General features: G+C 69.6%; 16 protein-coding genes and 1 pseudogene. 7 read left to right on the forward strand and 10 right to left on the reverse strand.

The window, feature by feature from the left end:
• Window positions 1-58 precede the first annotated feature (58 nt).
• From K8O92_03075 to K8O92_03085, 3 genes are all read left to right on the forward strand, one after another.
• Window positions 59-841, forward strand: a complete 783-nt coding sequence (locus K8O92_03075; protein UAK33002.1) for an Fpg/Nei family DNA glycosylase — start codon at window positions 59-61, stop codon at window positions 839-841.
• Between the two features lie 181 nt (window positions 842-1,022).
• On the forward strand, window positions 1,023-2,384 hold the full coding sequence (gene hpnE, locus K8O92_03080; protein UAK33003.1) for a hydroxysqualene dehydroxylase HpnE: 1,362 nt from the start codon (window positions 1,023-1,025) through the stop codon (window positions 2,382-2,384).
• 65 nt (window positions 2,385-2,449) lie between these two features.
• Window positions 2,450-3,025, forward strand: a complete 576-nt coding sequence (locus tag K8O92_03085; GenBank protein ID UAK35406.1) for a TetR family transcriptional regulator — start codon at window positions 2,450-2,452, stop codon at window positions 3,023-3,025.
• Window positions 3,026-3,056: 31 nt separating this feature from the next.
• Here K8O92_03085 and K8O92_03090 read toward each other — a convergent pair.
• Window positions 3,057-3,465: pseudogene (locus tag K8O92_03090) on the reverse strand (nuclear transport factor 2 family protein).
• Between the two features lie 16 nt (window positions 3,466-3,481).
• Window positions 3,482-5,215, reverse strand: coding sequence for a glycerol-3-phosphate dehydrogenase/oxidase (locus K8O92_03095; protein ID UAK33004.1), 1,734 nt, complete (start codon window positions 5,213-5,215; stop codon window positions 3,482-3,484).
• A gap of 427 nt (window positions 5,216-5,642) precedes the next feature.
• On the opposite strand from K8O92_03095, the gene glpK reads away from it, so the two are divergent.
• Entirely contained in the window at window positions 5,643-7,142 is a 1,500-nt protein-coding gene (glpK, locus tag K8O92_03100; protein UAK33005.1) for a glycerol kinase GlpK, read from the forward strand.
• Here the strand turns inward: glpK and K8O92_03105 are convergent.
• The 4 genes from K8O92_03105 to K8O92_03120 form a co-directional block, all read right to left on the reverse strand.
• Window positions 7,124-8,326, reverse strand: coding sequence for a PLP-dependent aminotransferase family protein (locus K8O92_03105; GenBank protein UAK33006.1), 1,203 nt, complete (start codon window positions 8,324-8,326; stop codon window positions 7,124-7,126). The two genes, glpK and K8O92_03105, sit on opposite strands and share 19 nt — an antisense overlap.
• Window positions 8,327-8,443: 117 nt before the next feature.
• Entirely contained in the window at window positions 8,444-9,472 is a 1,029-nt protein-coding gene (locus tag K8O92_03110) for a hypothetical protein (GenBank protein ID UAK33007.1), read from the reverse strand.
• Between the two features lie 67 nt (window positions 9,473-9,539).
• Entirely contained in the window at window positions 9,540-10,484 is a 945-nt protein-coding gene (locus K8O92_03115) for a hypothetical protein (GenBank protein ID UAK35407.1), read from the reverse strand.
• A 382-nt stretch (window positions 10,485-10,866) separates the two neighbouring features.
• A complete protein-coding gene (locus K8O92_03120) occupies window positions 10,867-12,270 on the reverse strand; it encodes an NAD(P)H-quinone dehydrogenase (GenBank protein UAK33008.1) in 1,404 nt (467 codons plus the stop codon).
• A 173-nt stretch (window positions 12,271-12,443) separates the two neighbouring features.
• Between K8O92_03120 and K8O92_03125 the strand changes: the two genes are divergently transcribed.
• Window positions 12,444-12,917 (forward strand): gamma-glutamylcyclotransferase, encoded by a 474-nt coding sequence (locus K8O92_03125; protein ID UAK33009.1) that lies wholly within the window; start codon window positions 12,444-12,446, stop codon window positions 12,915-12,917.
• A gap of 109 nt (window positions 12,918-13,026) precedes the next feature.
• Here K8O92_03125 and K8O92_03130 read toward each other — a convergent pair whose 3' ends face one another.
• From K8O92_03130 to K8O92_03140, 3 genes are all read right to left on the reverse strand, one after another.
• A complete protein-coding gene (locus K8O92_03130; GenBank protein ID UAK35408.1) occupies window positions 13,027-14,190 on the reverse strand; it encodes an amidohydrolase in 1,164 nt (387 codons plus the stop codon).
• A gap of 95 nt (window positions 14,191-14,285) precedes the next feature.
• On the reverse strand, window positions 14,286-15,527 hold the full coding sequence (locus K8O92_03135) for a M20 family metallopeptidase (GenBank protein UAK33010.1): 1,242 nt from the start codon (window positions 15,525-15,527) through the stop codon (window positions 14,286-14,288).
• Between the two features lie 450 nt (window positions 15,528-15,977).
• Window positions 15,978-16,682, reverse strand: coding sequence for an enoyl-CoA hydratase/isomerase family protein (locus K8O92_03140; protein ID UAK33011.1), 705 nt, complete (start codon window positions 16,680-16,682; stop codon window positions 15,978-15,980).
• Window positions 16,683-17,237: 555 nt separating this feature from the next.
• On the opposite strand from K8O92_03140, the gene K8O92_03145 reads away from it, so the two are divergent.
• Window positions 17,238-18,017 (forward strand): purine-nucleoside phosphorylase, encoded by a 780-nt coding sequence (locus K8O92_03145; GenBank protein ID UAK33012.1) that lies wholly within the window; start codon window positions 17,238-17,240, stop codon window positions 18,015-18,017.
• On the forward strand, window positions 18,018-19,514 hold the full coding sequence (locus tag K8O92_03150) for a phospho-sugar mutase (GenBank protein ID UAK33013.1): 1,497 nt from the start codon (window positions 18,018-18,020) through the stop codon (window positions 19,512-19,514). It abuts the gene before it with no gap.
• Between the two features lie 3 nt (window positions 19,515-19,517).
• On the opposite strand, the gene upp is transcribed toward K8O92_03150, so the two are convergent.
• Complete coding sequence (upp, locus tag K8O92_03155; GenBank protein ID UAK33014.1) at window positions 19,518-20,141, reverse strand: uracil phosphoribosyltransferase; 624 nt, start codon at window positions 20,139-20,141, stop codon at window positions 19,518-19,520.
• Window positions 20,142-20,232 lie beyond the last annotated feature (91 nt).

Raw genomic sequence — 20,232 nt, forward strand, 5'->3', positions numbered from 1 at the left:
TCGGCTGACCTACCGCGAAATCGGGCCTCCGAGGCCACCACCGAATCGGGACGGCCGTATGCCTGAGGGAGACACCGTCTTTCTGGCAGCGAAACGGCTACGCACCGCCCTGGCCGGAAAAGAGCTGACCCGCAGTGATTTTCGGGTGCCGCGATACGCCACGGTCGATCTTCGCGGACAAATGGTCGAGAGCGTCGGCAGCTACGGAAAACACCTGTTCATCCGGACCCCCACCGTGAGCATTCACACGCACCTGAAGATGGAGGGCAGCTGGCGCGTGTTCCACTGTGGGCAGCGCTGGACCAAACCCCGAGTCACCGCCCGGATCGTGCTGAGCACCGAGGACGTCGAAGCGGTCGGCTTCGCACTCGGCACCGTCGAGGTGGTGCGCGTGCGCGACGAGCACCACGTCGTGGACCATCTCGGGCCCGATCTGCTCGGGCCGAATTGGGATGCGGCCGAAGCAGTCCGGCGGCTGGAGCGGTATCCGGATCAACCCATCGGCGTCGCCGTGCTGGACCAGCGCAACCTGGCGGGAATCGGCAACGTCTTCCGCAGCGAGGTCTGCTTCCTGCGCCGCGTCCATCCCGCGACCCGGGTCGGGGATGTGCCGGACCTGCTGGCACTGGTCAACGAAGCGCACCGCATCCTGACCGAATCGGTGGAGAAACCCCCGCGACGGCCTTTGGTCTACGGCCGCACATACCGCTCGTGCCCGCGCTGCGGCACACCGCTGGCCGCCGACCTACTCGGTGACACCGCACCGGATTACGACCGCGTGGTTCAGCGGGAGCGCGGCATCTTCTTCTGTCCTCGGTGTCAGCCGGTCCCGGCCGAGTGATCGCGTCGCACGAACACCGATATCTCGAACCGCCGACGCCCGGTGAAGTGCCGCGTACCCAACCTTGCTCGCGCGCCGCACGATTCGCTGCGGCACTGCGATGCGATATCAGCGTCGCCGCTCTTGACGATCTCCTCACCCGCACTTAACTTACAAGTTGTCAGTTATGAGGGAGGGCACCATGAGCGACCCACGGCGCTACGTCGTGATCGGAGGCGGCCTGGCCGGGCTCGCCGCGGCGGTCTGGCTGGCGGAAGCGGGCAAGCAGGTCACCCTCTTGGAGCGCAGAGGCCGACTCGGCGGCCGCACCCACGCGATGCGGGCCGAGGCGGTGGACGATCCGCCGGACAACGGCCAGCACGTGATCGCCAGTGGATACGAACACCTGTTCCGCTACCTCACCAGCGTCGGCACACGGCAATATGTCGCCTTCCCGCACGGGGGAACCCTGCGCTGGCCCGACGGCCGCAGCGTCACCATGCGCACCAAAGGAATCGCCGCGCTGCGCACGCTGACCGGCGCTCATCCCGATGCGAACCCTCTCGAGCGCGTGCACGCGGCGATCGCCACGCTCCGGCTCGGCTGGCAATGTCTGCATCAGCCCGCCGACTTGGCCGACCTCACCACCGAGCAATGGTTCGACCGAGTCGGCATGCCCGCCAAAGCGCGTGAGGCGCTGTGGGATTGGCTGGCACTCGGCATCGCGGCGGAACCGGTGCAGCGGGAATCGGCGAAGGTGTTCGCCGATGTGCTGGCCACGGGTATCCGGCTGGGCATCGAACACCGGCGAGCCGTCGACATCGGCTACCCCACCACCGATCTGGACACCTTGTACGTCACCGGAGCCCTGCGCGTCTTCGAGAAGCACGGCGTGCAGGTGCGATATCGGGCTGTAGCCCGCCGTATCCATATCTCCAACGGCGAAGTCACCGGCGTCACCCTGGTCGACGGCACCACGATCCCAGCCGACGCGGTGGTGTGCGCGGTACCCAATTCCAGCATCGGCGGACTGCTCGACGAACTGCCCGAGCACGCCGAGATCTACGCGGCCGCCGACAAGCTGGGCTACACGCCGATCGTCAGCACCAACCTCTACCTCGATCGCCCGCTGGGCACCACCGCCGAGTTCGAGGCGCTGATCGGTGGCACCGGCGTCATCGATGAGGTCTTCGACCGTCAGCGGATGACCGGGCGCAGCACCGACAAGGCCTGGCTGTACTGCCTGACCACCAGCGGCGCCTACGAGCAGATCCACAAGTCCAGCGACGAGATCGTCGCCGAGCAGATGGCGCTGCTGCGGCGCTACTACCCGGCGGCGCGAGCGGCGAACGTGGTGCAGGCGCAGGTCGTGCGCATGCCGAAGGCCACCTTCTCCCAGGTCGTCGGCACCCACGCGTTGCGACCGGACCAGCGGACCTCGGTGCCCACCTTGGTGCTCGCGGGCGACTGGACCGCCACCGACTGGTCGGCGACGATGGAGAGCGCGGTGCAGAGTGCGGCGCGGGCGGTGGATCTGCTGCTCGAGTTACCTTCTCTTCCGTGACCACGGATCGCTCCACATCCGAGCGCGGCGCCACCGATCCGGCCGATGCACGGCCCAAGCGCCGGATGTCCGCCGCCGACCGTCGAACCCAACTATTGGACGTGGCGCGCGACATCGTCGCCACCGAGGGCTTCGGCGCGGTGAGCATCGAGCGGGTGGCGCGCGCGGCGCGGGTGGCCCGTGCGCTGGTGTACCAGCAGTTCACCGACCTGTCCGGGCTGACGTCGGCGCTGCTGGATCGCGAGTCGGCCATCGCGTTCGCCGGTGTGCGCAGCGTGGACTGGGACCACGGTGACGTGGACCGAGTCGGCCGTGGCATCCTCGCCTACCTGCACGCCGCGCCGACCAGCTGGCGCATCATCCTCAGCCCGTTCGACGGCGGGCCGCCCGAGCTGCGCGAGCGGCTCGCGCTCGGCCGCGCCTACGCTCGGGCGATCGGCGCGCGCCACCTGTCCCGCTATCTCGAGGTCACCGTGGATCCGGACGGCCCGACGGAGCGAATCCTGTTGGCCGCCATGGAGGAACTGGCCCGCCTGCACCTCACCGACCCGTCCGGGTATCCGGACGAGCTGGTGCTGCGCTATCTGCGCTCACTGGTCGACTGGGCGATGCGTATGGAAGCACCCGGGGACCAGGACTGATCGGCCCCCCTCACAAGCTTCCGGGAACAGCTCAATCCTTGCGCATCCAGGCGAGCATGATCCGTGCCTGACGGAGTCGCCAGCCCGCCGGCGTCCGTACCGCGGTGCAGGCCAGTCGCAGGCCGCTCGTCTGGTGGGGCGGTCGGCCGTCGCGGTAGAAGTACACCAGCGAGTTCGCGGACGCGGCGGCCTGGTCGCCGTCGACGTTCACCAGCAGGTCGGTGGTCGTGCGCTGAGTGCGCTCCCCCTCGACCTCGGCCTGCCGCATGTAGTCGACGACCTTGTCGATGCCGCTGACCTGGATTCGCGGTGAGTGGACCGCCACATCTTCCGTGAAGATGGTGCCGGAATCCTCCCACCGCCCTCGTCCAGCAGGCGCTCGAAGCGGGTGAACAGGTCGGCGACTACATGCGGTCGGCGATCAGGGCATCCGTGGACATGGCATCCTCACCACACTCAGCCTTCGGACGGCACCGGCTCCAAAATCTGCGGGCGGGGCTCGGGAGCCTCGATCCGCAGAGCGTCGGCGGAGGCGTCGTCCGGTTTGGTCTGCGAACGGATCTCCGCGTCGACCCGCGCCTGATAGGTCTGAACCTCCCGGTCGATCTCCTCCTCGTCCCAGCCCAGGACGGGCGCGACCAGCTGGGCCACCTGCTCCGCGCAGTTGGCGCCGCGATGCGGATACTCGATCGAGATCCTGGTCCGCCGGGCCAGGATGTCGTCCAGATGCAGCGCGCCCTCGGCCGCCGCCGCGTAGACCGCCTCGACCTGCAGATAGGACGGGGCGTCCGTGATCGGTTGCAGGAGTTCGGGTTTGCCCTCGGCGAAGGCCATGACCTCGCCGATGAGCGAGCCGTAGCGATCCAGCAGGTGCTTGACCCGGTAAGGATGCACCCCGTAGGTCTCCGCCAGCTGCACCGTCTGGTTGACCAGCGCGAAGTAGCCGTCGGCGCCGAGCAGCGGCACCTTCGCCGTGATCGATGGCGAGACCCGGGCCGGAATATCCTGCGCCGCTTCGTCCACCGCGTCGTAGGCCATCACGCGATAGGTGGTGTACTTGCCGCCCGCGATGCCGATCAGGCCCGGCGCCACTCTGGCGACGGCGTGCTCACGCGACAGTTTGGAGGTCTCGTCGCTCTCCCCCGCCAGCAGCGGGCGCAAGCCCGCGTACACACCGTCGATGTCGTCGGGCGTGAGCGGCACGACCAGCACCTCGTTCACTCGCGCGAGCAGATAGTCGATGTCGGCCTTGGTCGCGGCCGGATGCGCCAAGTCGAGATTCCACTCGGTGTCGGTGGTGCCGATGATCCAGTGCGCACCCCACGGGATGACGAACAGCACCGAGGTCGCGGTGCGCAGGATGATGGCGGTATCGCTGACGATCCGATCTCGCGGCACCACGATGTGCACGCCTTTGGACGCCCGCACGTGGAACCGGCCCCGCTGATTCGACAGTGCCTGGACTTCGTCGGTCCACACACCGGTCGCGTTGATCACCACATGTCCACGGACCTCGCCGGTGCTCCCGTCCTCGGTGTCGCGAACCTTCACGCCGACCACCCGATCGGCTTCGCGCAGGAAACCCACCACCTGGGTGGACGTGCGGATCACCGCGCCGTAGTGCGCGGCCGTGCGCGCCAACATCATGGTGTGGCGTGCGTCGTCGACGACGGTGTCGTAGTAGCCGACACCGCCGATCAGCGAGTCCCGCCGCAGCCCCGGCGCCAGCCGCAAGGCGCCCGCGCGGGTCAGATGCCGTTGTCCGGGAACGGATTTGGCGCCGCCCATGGTGTCATAGAGGACCAGTCCGGCGGCCACGTACGGGCGCTCCCAGACGCGATGGGTCAGCGGATAGAGAAAGCGCAGCGGCTTGACCAGGTGTGGCGCCAGGGTGGACAGCGTGAGCTCGCGTTCCCGCAGCGCCTCGCGTACCAATCCGAACTCCAGCTGCTCCAGATAGCGCAACCCGCCGTGGAACATCTTCGACGACCGGCTGGAAGTGCCGGACCCGAGGTCGCGGGCTTCGACCAGAGCGACTTGCAAGCCCCTGGTCGCCGCGTCGAGCGCGATGCCCGCCCCGACCACGCCGCCACCGACGACGACCACATCGAAATGATCCTTGCCGAAGCGCTCCCAAGCCGTCGTGCGCTGCTCCGGGCCGAGGAACTGCGTATCCGGTTTCATCGCCATGCTCGACTCCTCCAGCCGACGCGGATGTGTCCGATCGAGCGTTCAAGTCCAGGCTAGGCGAATCGCCGCGGATCGACCGCCCGCGCCCGGCTCCGTGTCGCCCAGACCTACTCGCCGGTAACAAGACCACCCTAACCGACCGGCGAGCCACCGCCCACAGCTCGGTGAGCCAACCGACACCGCCGTGTTCACCACCGCCGCCCCGCATCCACCTCCGGGTCGTGCGATCACCTCCTTACGCGGCCATACCACCTCAACTCCCGGTTTCGAGCGAAGCGAGACCGAGCATCCGCCGTTCGCGGCCCGGCTTGCGTCCGAGTGGCCGCCGCGTAGGCGACGAAGGAGCAAGCGGCGGTCGCTCGGACGCGAGCCACCGAGGGGCCGCGAACACGCCGCGCCGCGGGCGCGGCCAAAATACACTGCACGGATGCGTCGCTATGTGGCCGCCATCGACCAGGGCACGACCTCGAGTCGGTGCATCGTCTTCGACCGGCAGGGACGCGTCGTCGGCGTCGCCCAGCGGGAGCACGAGCAGATCTTCCCTCGGCCGGGATGGGTCGAGCACGATCCGGAAACCATCTGGCGCGATACCGAATTCGTCCTCGGTGAGGTGCTGGAGCGCTGCGGTCTCAGCGCCGAGGACATCGCCGCGGTGGGCGTCACCAACCAGCGCGAAACCACGGTGGTGTGGGACCGCGAGACCGGCCGTCCGGTGCACAACGCGATCGTCTGGCAGGACACCCGCACCGACCGGCTGTGCGCCGAACTGGCCGGCGACGCGGGACCGGCCCGCTACCAGGACCGCACCGGCCTTCCGCTGTCCACCTACTTCGCGGGGCCGAAGCTGCGCTGGATCCTGGACAACGTGCCCGGCGTGCGGGAGCGCGCGGAGGCGGGTGAGTTGTGCTTCGGCACCGTCGACAGCTGGGTGCTGTGGAAGCTCACCGGCGAGCACGTCACCGACGTGACCAACGCCTCCCGCACCATGCTGCTGGACCTGCGTGCACTGCAATGGGATTCGGAAATCTGCGGGGAATTCGGCGTGCCGGAGTCGATGCTGCCGCAGGTGCGCAGTTCCTCGGAGGTCTACGCGGCGATCAGCTCCGGACCGCTGGCCGGGGTGCCGGTCGCGGGCATCCTCGGCGACCAGCAGGCCGCGACCTTCGGCCAAGCGTGCCTTTCACCCGGCGAGGCCAAGAACACTTACGGCACGGGCAATTTCATGTTGCTCAACACCGGTACCACGCCGGTGTTCAGTAAGCACGGCCTGCTCACCACCGTGTGCTACCGCCTCGGTGACGCGGACGCCGTATACGCCTTGGAGGGATCCATCGCGGTCACCGGGTCGCTGGTGCAGTGGTTTCGCGACAATCTCGGCATCATCTCCGCCGCCGACGAGATCGAACCGCTCGCCCGCAGCGTCGAGGACAACGGTGGCGCTTACATCGTGCCCGCCTTCTCCGGACTGTTCGCGCCCCGCTGGCGCCCGGACGCACGCGGCGTGATCGCGGGGCTCACCCGTTTCGTCACCAAAGCGCACCTGGCGCGAGCGGTGCTGGAATCCACCGCGTTCCAGACCCGCGAGGTGGTCGACGCGATGCGGGCGGACGCCGAGTCCCAGCGGCTCGGTTTGGAGCTGACCACGCTGAAGGTGGACGGCGGCATGGTCGGCAACGACCTGCTCATGCAGTTCCAGTCCGACATCCTCGACGTGCCCGTGGTGCGGCCGGTGGTCAACGAGACGACCGCGCTCGGTGCGGCGTACGCGGCGGGCCTCGCCGTCGGCTACTGGTCGGGCACCGACGACATCCGCGACAACTGGGCCGCCGACAAGACGTGGCGGCCTGCCATGCCGGACGCCGAGCGGGACGAGCGCTTGGCCGCGTGGAACAAAGCGGTCGAGCGCACCTACGGCTGGGTCGGCTGAGGGTTCCGCACCGCGACGGCGTGCGCGAGCCGGTCGACCGCCAGTTCCAGCGTCGGTTCGTCGGAGGTGGTGAAGCACATCCGCATCGAGTTGCGGTACCCGCCGCCCACGGCGAACGCCGCTCCCGGCACGTAGGCGACCCCTGCGGCGAGCGCACCCGGAAGCAGCAGCTCGGTGTCGGTCCCGTCGGTGAAGTCGGCCCAGACGAACATGCCGCCCGACGCGTCGCTGCACCGTACGCGGTCCCCGAAACGGCTCCGCATCGCGTGCACGAGCGTCTTCGCGCGCTCGCCGTAGACGCCCCGGACATGATCGACGTGGGCGGTGAGCCATGCCGAGTCGGCGAGCAGGTCGGTGGCGATCTGCTGGGTGAGCGCCGAACCACACAGATCCGCGCCTTGCTTCAGCAGTTCGACCGCGCGGCACACCGGATCCGGCGCCACCATCCAGCCCACCCGCAGGCTCGGCGAGAGGATCTTCGATGCGCTCGACAGCCGGATGACGTTGCGAGAGTACGACGCGACCGGCGCCGGCGCGGGGCCGTCGAACCACAGCTCACCATAGGGATCGTCCTCGATCACCCAGAAGCCGTGCTCATCGGCCAAGCGCGCGAGCTCCGCACGGCGGCGGGAGCTCATGGTCACGCCACCGGGATTGTGGAAATTGCTCACCGTGTGCACCACGGCCGGGCGCTCGCCACGGGCGAGCAACTCGGTGAGCGCGTCGGTGCGCATCCCCTCGGCGTCCAGCGGCACCGCGGCGATGCGCGCGCCCGCGGCCCGGAAGACCTGCAGTGCGCCGACGTACGCCGGGTCCTCCACCACGACCAGCGCGCCCGGATCGAGCAACACCTCGGCCAGCAGCGACAGCGCCTGCTGGGAACCGTGCGTGACGAACACCTCCGCGAGCGGCACCGGGCGACCGAGCCTGCCCGACTCCCGCTCGGCGAGGACCTCGCGCAGCGGCGCCCAACCCGGGGATTCGGTGTACTGCAGGCAGCCGTTGTGGCTCAGCGCGGCGGCCGCCGCCTCGGCCAGCCGGGCGCGCGGCATCAGTTCGGCGTCCGGCAGGCCACCGGCGAGGCTGACGATCTCGGCGCGCGCGGTCAGCTTCAAGAGGTCACGGATCGCCGAACTCCGCAGGCCGTCCAGCTTGCCTGCCAGCGGTGGGATGGTCGGCGACATGGGAAGACCTCCGGGGAACGCCGTGGTACGCGATATCCCACTGTCGCACACGCCCGACCAAAATCCGAAATATTCATCCCATGATCTGAGATCCGCCCCGGTAGCGGCCGTATCCGGCTACAGGCGATCCCGGATCGCGTAGACCACCGTCTTGCCGTCGCGGGCCACCGTGGTCACTGTCTGCCGGTATACCGTGGTGGTCCCGTCGGGCCGGTGTTCGGTCAGGTCCACGTCGAAGGTGTCGGTGGCCAGCTCCGTGATCCGCAAGCAGTGCGTGGTGCCGACCGGAACGTACTCATCGATGCCCTTCTGGATGCGGTCGGCGGTCGAGACGTTCTCCGCGTCGTCGGCGACGAACCGCCGGGCCCGCTCACCGCTGCGCTCGACGTAGAAGGAGTACTGGAATCCGAGAATGGCGCCGGGGCCGCTACTGGTGTCACCCGTGCCGTTGCCGACAGTCACCTTGCCGTCCTTGTTCGACGGGCAGCTCAACGCCGCGGTGGTGCCGCCGACACCGGGAGCGGCGCCACTGTCGCCGTTGTCACCGGATACCGCGATGATCGTCACCGTCAACGCGATCAGCACCACGACCGCCGCGACCGCGCCGAGCACTCCCCAGCGTCGCGAATGACGAGAGCTTCGCACCGGCGCCGGAGTCGTGGGGACGCGCAGCGCCAGCCGCATGGCGATCGGGTCCTCCGCCCAGGACAGACCCGAGTCCGCCGGCGGAGGCGGCTTCGGTACGCCGCCCTCGGCGGTCGGCTGATTCCACCACGAGTCCTGCTGCTCGCCGCCCTTGGGCTGCGGGCGCGCGGCGGGCGGCTCGGGCGCGGCAGCGGCGGATTCGGCAAAGACCGTGGCATCCGGCGCGCGGAACTGCGACGCGAGAGGAGGCGTCGTCTCCGGCTCGCCCGCGGGTCGCCAACCCAGTTCGGGGTGGTCGGTGGGCTGCTGCGGCACCTGCCAGCGCGGTCCGGTATCGGTGCCCATCGGCGGACCGAATTCCGCGATGGGCGGACCGAATTCCGCAACGGGTGGCCCGAACTCGGAGACCGGCGGCCCGAACTCCCCCAACGACGGACCGAATTCCGACCCGGAGGAGTCGGATTCGTTCTCCCTCGCATCACCCTCGGAGGTCACACCCAATCCTTTCCCAGGACGCACAAGTGGGGCGGCCGCGAACGACCGCCCCACCCGTCGAGATCAGCACGTATCAGTACTGGAGTGAACCACCCCACTGGGTGGTGACACCACCCACATCGACGGTTTGCGGAGCGAAATCGCCCGGCTGAAGCGGAAGCTTAACCTGTGCGGCGGCCTCCAGGGCGGCCGCGCCGCCCGGCTGCTCCCGGATCCAGTCCTCCACCGCGGCCTTGGCCACGTTCAGCTGGGTGGTGTCGAACACCGCGGTGGTGTTGTTCGAGGCCAAGCCCTCGCCGCCGGTGTAGGTGGTCAGCTTGACGGTGTTCTTGTCGACGAACTCCACCGAGACACCGGCTTCACCCGCACCGGTCGGCGTGCGGTAGCCGATGGTGCCGACGTAACCGGCCTCGTTGCTGAAGTGGTGGGTGTTGGCCACGTGACCGGGCAGCACGGTGCCGCCGTCGATGTTGGCGCCGATCTCCGCGTGCGGACCGGTCATCTCCACGACCGGCGCCGGCGGGGCGGCTTCCAGGCGCGGCGCCTGCCAGCGCGGCTGCGGCTGCACCAGCGTGGAACTCTCCGGCTCCCGCGCCTCGGCGTTGCCGCCCTGGGTGCCCGGCTGCGGGGCAGCCTGCTCCCCGGGCTGCGGCGCGGCCTGATCCGGCACGACCGCGGGCTGCGGATCGCTGGGCTGCTGCTGGCCGGGAACCGGCAGCGGCGCGACGCGGGGGGTGGTCACGCCCGGCTGGGTCGGTTGGGCCAGCCGCGGATCCTTCTTCTGATCGGGCACGGCCTGGTTCTGGTCCGGCGTGGTGACGCCGGGCTGGCTCGGCGTCGGCTTGCTCTCCGGCTTCTGCCGATCCTGCTCGGATTCCGGCTTGTCCGGTTCCGGCTGAGTGGTCTCGGGGGTGCTCGGCGACTCGTTCACGCCCGGCTGCGCCGGAGCGGGCGTCGGCGGAGTGGTCGGCTGATCGTTGGGAGCCGCCCCCGCCGGCGCAGCGAAGAGAGTGGCCACTGCAGCCGCTGTGGCCAGCGGCAACGAGGTGCTCGCCATCGCTCGCTGCGCCCGACTCGGCTTACGATGTTTCACTTTTCGCAATCCCTTCCCGGGTGCGGCCTGGTCGGCCGCATTCAGTTGTCCCCTGGGTGAGACGCCTGATCGCCGAACGGCCCGGGCCGTTCGCTCGTGCCGATTTGGAAAGGACCCATCCCCCCACACCGAACTCCGCGACCCTCCTGCGATCGCATCTCTGCCGAGAGTGAACCACATGTGCGCACGATGGGCAACGCTGCGAATGACCAAGGGTGGCAAGACTCCCCGCGTCCCCGCCCCGCCCCGAGTTCTCGGGGCGTGATGTCCTGAATCGGACACGGCACAGCGCGCGCCGAAACGGAAGTCAGTCCAGGTCGTCGTGCCGCATCAGCAATCGCGCCGCCTCGGTCACCGAACCCGTCAGCGAGGGGTACACCGAGAAGGTCTGGGCCAGGTCGTTGACCGTCAGGTTGTTCTGCACCGCAAGGGCGATCGGCAGGATCAGCTCCGAGGCGATCGGAGCGACGACGACGCCGCCGATCACCACGCCGGTCGCGGGGCGGCAGAAGATCTTGACGAAACCGCGTCGCAGCCCGGACATCTTGGCGCGGGGGTTCGTGTTCAGCGGCAGCATCACCGTGCGGGCGGGGACCTCACCGTTGTCGATCGCGTTCTGGCTGACGCCGACGGTCGCGATCTCCGGCCGGGTGAACACCGCGGAGGCAACGGTCTTCAGGCGAATCGGGCTGACGCCCTCCCCGAGCGCGTGGTACATCGCGATGCGTCCCTGCATCGCGGCCACCGAGGCCAGCGGCAGCAGGCCGGTGCAGTCGCCCGCGGCGTAGATGCCGGGCACCGACGTGCGCGAAACGCGATCCACCCGCAGGTAGCCGCCGCGGTCGAGTTCGATGCCGACCCGCTCGAGTCCGAGCCCGGCGGTGTTGGGTGTCGAGCCCACGGTCATCAGCGCGTGCGAGCCGGAAACCGTGCGTCCGTCGGACAACTTGACCACGATGCCGTCGGCGGTGCGCTCCACCGCGTCGGCGCGGGCGTGCTTGACCAGTTCGACGCCGCGTTCGGCCAGCGCGTCCTCCAGCACGAGCGCCGCGTCGGCGTCCTCCCCGGGCAGAACGCGGTCGCGGCTGGAGACCAGCTTCACCCGCACACCCATTTCGGTGTAGGCGGAGACGAACTCGGCGCCCGTCACACCGGAACCGACGACCACCAGGGTCTCCGGCAACTCCTCGAGGTCGTAGAGCTGACGCCAGTTGAGGATGCGTTCACCGTCCGGCTCGGCGCCCGGCAGCACGCGCGGGCTCGCGCCGGTGGCGATCAGCACCACCTCGGCCTCGATGGTCTGCTGCGCGCCGTCGGCCAGCTTGGCCAGCACGCGGTGCGCGGCCAGCCCGCCGGCGCGGTCGATCAGCTCGCCGTACCCGGCGAGCACGGTCACCCCCACGGTCTGCAGCTTGGAGCGGATATCGGAGGACTGCGCCAGGGCCAGCGCCTTCACGCGCCCGTTCACCTCCGCCAGCTGCACCTGCGCCTGGTTCGGGTCCAGGGTGATCCCGAGATCGCGAGCGCGGCGCAGGTCGGTGCGCACGCCGGTCGAGGCGATGAAGGTCTTGGACGGGACACAGTCCCAGAGCACACACGCGCCGCCGATGCCGTCGGAGTCGACCAGCGTCACCGACGCTCCGTGCTGTGCCGCCACCAGGGCCGCCTCATAGCCGGCCGGTCCGCCGCCGATGATCGCGATGCGGGTCATTGATACCTCCGCTCGTGCTTCGCGCCGGGATCTCCGGCACGGGTAAACGTTATCCGGCAACCTCCTCGCACTACCGAGCGCGTTACCGGTGCGCAACAGTTCCGCACCCCGCGCCGCGCCGCAGGTGCGGCAATCAAACGCGGTCTGCGAAGGTTATTGGCTACCCTTCTCTGGTGCCGATCTATGCCGCCTATGGGTCCAACATGGACTCGACGCAGATGCTCGAGCGCTGTCCGCACTCCCCCATGTCCGGGACGGGCTGGTTGGAGGGCTGGCGGCTCACCTTTGCCGGTGATGACATCGGCTGGGAAGGGCCTCTCGCGACGGTCGTGGAGGATCCCAATTCCCGGGTGTTCGTCGTGCTCTACGACGTGTCCCCCGAGGACGAACAGCGGCTGGACCGCTGGGAGGGCTCGGACTTCGGTATCCACAAGAAGATCCGACTGCGCGTCACCCGCAACGCCGACGGCGGCGAACCCACGCTGGCCTGGCTGTATGTGCTGGACGCCTACGAGGGCGGCCTGCCCTCGGCCCGCTACCTCGGCGTGATCGCCGACGCCGCCGAAAAGGCGGGAGCGCCAGAGGATTACGTCCACGCCCTACGCACCCGCAACAGCCGGAACGTCGGCCCGGGCAACTTCGGCTGACCGCGACAGTCCGCCGACGTCAGCGGCGTGGCCGACCCGAGGGTTCGGCCACGCCGCTGCACCGGCAACGCCCCGTGTGACGAACAACAGCGCCGGTGTGACGAAGAACTCAGCGCGCGCCGAGCACGAGATTGCTCAGCACCCGCACGCCGACCGCGAGGGCACGCTCATCGATGTCGAAGGTGGGCTGGTGCAGGTCCAGCTGTTCGCCCTCCCCGGACCAGACGCCCAGGCGCGCCATCGCGCCCGGCACCTCCTCGAGATACCAGGAGAAGTCCTCGCCACCGCCGGACTGCAGAGTGTCGGCCAGCGCGTCGGGGCCGAGCGCGCGGATCGCGTCCTCGAAGATGCGGGTGGAGTGCTCGTCGTTGACCACAGGAGGCACGCCGCGCCGGTAGTTCAGCTGGTAGCGCACGCCCGTCGGGGCCAGCAGGCCGTCGACGATCTGCCGCACCATCGGCTCCAGCAGCGACCAGGTGGCGTGATCTCCGGTGCGGATGGTGCCGGTGAGCATGCCGGTCTGCGGAATGGCGTTGGGCGCTTTTCCCGCGCTCACCGCACCCCACACCATCACGGTGCTGGTGCGCGGGTCGATGCGACGGCTGAGCAGGCCCGGCAGGCCGGTGATGACCGAGCCGATCGCGTAGACCAGGTCGCTGGTCAGGTGTGGACGGGAAGTGTGGCCGCCCGGCGAGTCGAGCACCAGCTCGATGGTGTCGGCGGCGGAGGTGATCGCACCGACGCGGATGCCGACCCGGCCCACTTCCAGGCGCGGGTCACAATGCAGCGCGAAGATCCGCTCCACACCCGTCATCGCGCCCGTGGCGACCACGTCGATCGCACCGCCCGGCATGACCTCCTCGGCGGGCTGGAACACCAGCCGCACCCCGACCGGCAGCTCCGGCACCTCGGCCAGCGCCAGCGCCGTGCCGAGCAGGATGGTGGTGTGCGCGTCGTGGCCGCACGCGTGCGACACGCCGGGCACCGTCGAGGCGAAGGGCAGTCCGGTGAACTCCTGCAGCGGCAGCGCGTCCATATCGGCGCGCAGGCCGATTCGCGGCCCGTCCGGCCCGATGTCACAGATCAAGCCCGTGCCGCCGGGAAGTACCTGCGGCGCCAGGCCCGCCTTGGTCAGCCACGCCGAGACGAACTCGGTGGTGCCGAACTCGGTACGGGACAATTCCGGGTTGGCGTGGATGTGCCTGCGCCATTGGACGAGATCGACCGTGTGATCGGCCAGCCACGACTCCACCGCTTCCCGCCCGGATCCCACGGTCTCCGACGCCGCGGAGCCGCCGGTGCTCTCCACGGCCACGCGGATACCCGCTGCCTGGCCCGTCGCCGGCGCCGCCGAACGGCCGGTTGTGCTCACCGAATGTCCTCCTGTCGTTGAACTAGCCGTTGCAACAACCTGTCTCTATGGATGTCATCGCGGGCGACGGCGATAGCGGTACGCGCGAGGGCGAGCGCACCGTCGAGGACCGCACGATCCGCCGAAGCGTTGACGCTGGCCGCGGCGAAGCCGGGCTGATGTGTCACCGCACCACCGGCATCGATGCCGATGACCGGGTGGATCCCCGGAATGACGTTGGTGACGTTCCCCATATCGGTGCTGCCCAGCGGCCGCTGCGCCTCGAACTCCGGAGCCAGCGGCACGCGTCCCAATCCGGCGAGTTGCTCGCGATAGACGAGCAGCAACTCCGGATCCGGGGTCAGCTCGGTATACGTCGGCGCGAGCGTCCGGATTTCGTGGGTGCAGCCGGTCGCGAGGGCGCCCGCCTCGAAACAAGCCGACGCTCGTCGCATCAGATCGTCGAGGGATGCGGAGTCGACTGCGCGTAGGTAATACAGCAGTTCCGCACGTCCGGGCACGATGTTGGGAGCTACGCCACCGTCGCCGACTATACCGTGCAGTTGCTGGCCGGGCAGGAGATGCTGCCGCAGCAACCCCAGAGCGACCTGTGCGACGGTCACCGCGTCGCCCGCGTTGCGGCCCTGCTCCGGGGCCGCGCTGGCATGCGCCTCACGCCCGTGGAAGACCACCGAGACGTCGGCCAGAGCCAGCGACCTGGCGCCGACGATGTCGAGCGGACCCGGATGCACCATCATCGCCATCGCGACGTCATCGAACACCCCATGTTCCAGCATGAGCACCTTGCCGCCGCCGCTCTCCTCGGCGGGGGTGCCGAACACCAGCACAGTCAGGTCCAGCGCGTCGGCGACCTCGGCGAGACCGAGCGCCGCCCCCACCGCGGACGCGGCGATGACGTTGTGCCCGCAGGCATGCCCGATCTCGGGCAGCGCGTCGTACTCGGCGCAGATGCCGACGGTCAGCGCCCCGCTGCCATAGCGTGCTCGGAACGCCGTCGGCAGACCGGCGACGCCGTTGTCGATCTCGAAGCCACGCTCGGCGAGCGGAGCGACGGTCTTGGCGACGCTGCGGACCTCCTCGAACGCCAGCTCGGGTTCGGCGTGGATCGCGTGTGACAGGCCGATCAGCTCGGCCGACGCCGCTCGGATCGCGGCGTCACTGCGACCGGCCGGGTCGACCTCGCACACGGCGTTGCCGTCGTGTTGCGATTCCTGGCGCCCGCTGCGCGGTGGTGGCATGCAACACAGTCTCGCACTGCTGTGTTTGTTTATGCAGCGCCTACGGCGCTGCGTGTTCGCGGCCCCCTTGTGGCTCGCGTCCGAGCGGCCGCCGCTTGCTCCTTCGTCGCCTACGCGTCGGCCACTCGGACGCGAGCCGGGCCGCGAGCGGACAATGCTCGGTCTCGCTTCGCTCGAAAGACGTGGTTGTGCCCGTGTGGTGGAGACGACACCTCGACCTGCGGACTTGGGGCCTGCTATTCGTCGGCGGTCGTCTTCGTGCGGACCGGTGCAACTCATATCCGCCCGCGCGCGACGGTGCCCCGAGAGGAGCCGAGGTATGAGCCGGCTGTCCGAGCGCGGCGCGCGCCGGGTCCAAAGGGGCGGGCTCAGCCTGCGGCGAATGCCAGGGTCTCCGAGGTCGACGGAATCAGCCCGCCACGAACACCGAGCTCCCCGAGCCGGACGGAATCAGCCCGCCGCGAACGCCAGGTTCTCGGGGGTGGTCGGCACCGCGAGACCGGCCAGGGCCTTCCCGTGCAAGGCGCGCTTGATCACCGGCAGGTTGGGCTTGCGGTTGCTCGCCAGGGCCGCCGCCCGCTCGATCGCGGTCGCGAGCAAATCGGGGGCTTCGGCCTTGCCGTCGGCGATGCCCGCGGCGATGGCCTCGTCCGCCGCGTAGCGGTGGCCGGTGGTCATCGCCTGCACACAGACCTGGTTGGTCAGCCGCTCGGTGAGCAGGGCGTTCATCCCGATGGTGAACGGCATGCCCAAGTGCACCTCGGGCAGGCAGTAGAAGCCGCGATCGGCGCGCATCATCCGGAAGTCGTGCGAGGTGGCCAGCATGGCCCCCGCGCCGAAGGCATGGCCGTTGATCGCGGCCACGGTCGGCAGCGGGAAGGCGAGCAGGCGGGTGTAGAGCGAGTGCACGCGGTCGAGGTAGCCGTGCATCTTGTCCAGGTTGCCGAACAGCCAGTCGGTGTCCAGACCGTTGCTGTAGAACTTCCCGGTCGCGGTGGTCACCAGCGCGGCAGGTCCCTGGGAGCTCTCGACCTCGTCCAGCAAGCCGTGGAATTCGTCGATCCAGTCCGGGTGGAAACGGTTCTCGCTGTCCGTCTGTCCCTCGGTGCCGAGGTACACGACGAACACTTCACCTTGGCGTTCGAGATACGGCATGCGGTGCAGCGTATCGGGCCACATCGAACACCCCTACTCGCGGGTAGAAAGTCGAATGCCGACCCGCGACGAGCAACGCCCGACCCGACCTTTGCGATGCCGGCCCATGGTCGCGCCCCTCGATGCCGCCGATCCCGATGCGGCACGACTGATCCGAAGGCGACGAGAACTCCAGCCAGTCGGCCAGGCGTCGTCCAACCGCGCTGACACCCGCCGCGACCACACCCGGCCACCGCCCACCCGACCTGGCCAACATCCAGCTACCAGCCACCGGTGGGAAGCGTGCCAGCAGGACGACCGCCCATGCGATCACACCGGCCGATGCCGCCGCCGGGGCTCGGCTGCATCACCACCGACGCGCCCACACCCGCCCAACTCCCGGTTTCGAGCGAAGCGAGACCGAGCATTGTCCGTTCGCGGCCCGGCTCGCGTCCGAGTGGCCGACGCGTAGGCGACGAAGGAGCAAGCGGCGGCCGCTCGGACGCGAGCCACCGAGGGGCCGCGAACACTCAGCGCCGCAGGCGCTGACAATCAAACAGAGCTATGGTGACGATCATGCTTGCCGAACAGGCCGCCGAGGCGATCGCCGAACGTACGGGAGTGTCACGCCACCGGGTCGCGGTGGTGCTGGGGTCGGGCTGGCAGGACGCGGCCGCGGAGATCGGGGCGCCGCGGGCGTCGGTTCCGATGCCGGAGCTGCCGGGGTTCGGGACACCGACCGCCCAGGGCCATGTCGGCATGGTCCATTCGGTTCAGGTGGACGACAACGCCGTGCTGCTGCTGATGGGCCGCCAGCATCTCTACGAGGGCTACCAGCCCGCCGATGTGGTGCATCCGGTGTCGGCGGCCGTGGCGGCGGGCGCGGAGATCGTCGTGCTGACCAACGCCGCGGGCGGTATCCGGCCCGGCCTCCGTGTGGGTGAGCCGGTGCTGATCAGCGACCATCTCAACTTGACCGGTCGCACGCCGCTGGCAGGCGCGACGTTCGTCGACCTGGTCGACGCCTGGGACCCCGAGTTGCGGGCGGTCGCCAGGGAGATCGACCCAAGCCTGACCGACGGCGTCTACGCGGGCCTGACGGGGCCGCAGTACGAGACACCCGCCGAGATCCGGATGCTGCGCACGATCGGCGCGGACCTCGTCGGCATGTCCACGGTGCTGGAAGCGATCGCCTGCCGCGCGCTGGGCGCCCGGCTGCTGGGCATCTCGCTGGTCACCAATCTGGCCGCGGGGGTGACGGGCGCGCATCTGTCCCACGCCGAGGTGCTCGCCGAAGGGCACGCCGCGGCGCCACGGCTGGGCAAACTGCTGCGCGGCGTGCTGGAACGGGTGTAGATGCTGCGGTTCGGCACGGCAGGACTGCGCGGGCCGCTGCGCGACGGCCCGGACGGCATGAACGTCACCACGGTGAGCAGGGCTACCGCCGGGATCGCGGCGTGGCTGCGCGAGCGCTGCCTCGGCGGCGGCGCGGTGGTCGTCGGCCGCGACGCCAGGCACGGTTCCGCCGAGTTCGCCGCGGCGACCGCGGAGATCTTCGCGGCGGCGGGCTTCGCGGTGACGCTGCTGCCGCGTCCGCTGCCCACCCCGGTGGTCGCGTACGCGGTGCGTGCGCTGGGGGCGGTCGCGGGCGTGCAGATCACCGCCTCGCACAATCCGGCCACCGACAACGGCTACAAGGTCTACCTCGACGGTGGATCGCAGCTTCTCGCCCCGGCCGACACCGAAATCGAGCGCTGCATCGAAGCCGTCAGCGAGCCGATCGATCGTCAGCCGGTGAACCCCGCAGACGACGACGTGGTGCGGCGCTATGTGCGCCGCGTCGCCGAATTACCCTCCCGGATCGGCGGACCGGGCGAGCGCGCCGGGATCCGGATCGCACTCACACCACTGCACGGCGTCGGCGGCGAACTCGCCGTCGAAGCGCTCGGCGCGGCGGGTTATCCCGACGTCCATGTGGTGGATGAGCAGTACGCACCGGATCCCGACTTCCCCACCGTCGCGTTCCCGAACCCCGAGGAGCCCGGTGCGAGCGATCTGCTGCTCGCGACGGCGGCCCGGGTCGGCGCCGATGTGGCGATCGCGCTGGATCCCGACGCGGACCGGTGCGCGGTGGGTGTCCCGCGCCCGGACGGTACCTGGCGGATGTTGCGCGGCGACGAGACCGGCGTACTGCTGGCCGACTGCGTGCTGCGCACCGCTCCCGCGGACTCGCTGGTGGCGACGACCATTGTGTCGTCGCGACTGCTTTCCGAGCTGGCTCCCGCTCGCGGCGGCCGCTACGCGGAAACGCTCACGGGATTCAAATGGCTGGCCCGCGCGGGCGACGGCTTGGTCTACGCCTATGAGGAGGCGATCGGCCACTGCGTCGACCCGGCGGCGGTCCGGGACAAGGACGGTATCTCCGCCGCCGTGCTGGTGGCCGATCTGGTGGCCCGGCTGAAAGCCACGGGTCGCGTCCTCGATGACGAACTCGACGACTACGCGGTCGAATTCGGCTTGCACACGGGCGACCAGGTGTCGCTGCGGCTCGCCTCGGCCGCCGATGCCGCCGCTGTGGTGCAGCGGTTGCGGGCGAACCCGCCGGAGCGGATCGCGGGCGAGCCGGTCGAGTACACCGACCAACTCCGGGTGCGGGGACGGATGCGGACCGACGCGCTGATCTTCGAGGGTGTCTCCTCCCGTGTGGTCGTGCGACCTTCCGGCACCGAGCCGAAACTCAAGTGCTACTTGGAGGTGGTCGAACCGGTCGGCTCGCACGCCGATCTTCCGGCCGCGCGAGCCGCTGCGCGCGTACGCCTTTCGGCGCTGCGCGACTTCTGCCGGGCGCTCTGACCGTCAGCGCGGTCCGAACTGCCTGTCGCCCGCGTCGCCGAGACCGGGCACGATGTAGGCGTTCTCGTTCAGTTCCGCGTCGACGACAGCGGTGACCAGCCGCACCGGCAGGCCCGAGTCCGCCAGTGTCGCAATACCTTCCGGCGCTGCGACGACGCAGACGGCGGTGATGTCGGTGGCGCCGCGCGCCGCGAGCAGTTGCAGGGTGTGACGCATAGAGCCGCCCGTGGCCAGCATCGGATCGAGCACGAAGACCGGCAGCCCGGCGAGATCGGCGGGCAGCGACTCCATATAGGGCACCGGCTGGTGGGTTTCCTCGTCGCGGGCGAGGCCGACGAATCCGATTCTGGCGTCCGGGATCAGTTCCGCGGCCGCATCGATCATGCCGAGCCCGGCGCGCAGCACCGGGACCAGCAGCGGCGGCCGGGCCAGCCGGACGCCTTCGGTGGGGGCGACCGGTGTGACGATCTGGAAACGCTCGACCTCCGCGTCGCGCAGCGCCTCGTAGATCAGGATCCCGGTCAGATCACGCAGTGCGGCACGGAAAGCCGGATTCGCGGTTCGCTCGTCCCGCATCGTGGTCAGCAGGGCGGCGACGAGTGGATGGTCCACGGTGTGGGTGCGCATGAGGGAACGATAAGGTCGGCCCGGGGTGCGCCGCCGGACGCCACGGAACTTTTTTCCGAAGCGGCGGAACCGAACCGGAACAGCGCGCGTC

The sequence above is a fragment of the Nocardia asteroides genome (assembly GCA_019930625.1).
GTDB lineage: Bacteria > Actinomycetota > Actinomycetes > Mycobacteriales > Mycobacteriaceae > Nocardia > Nocardia sputi.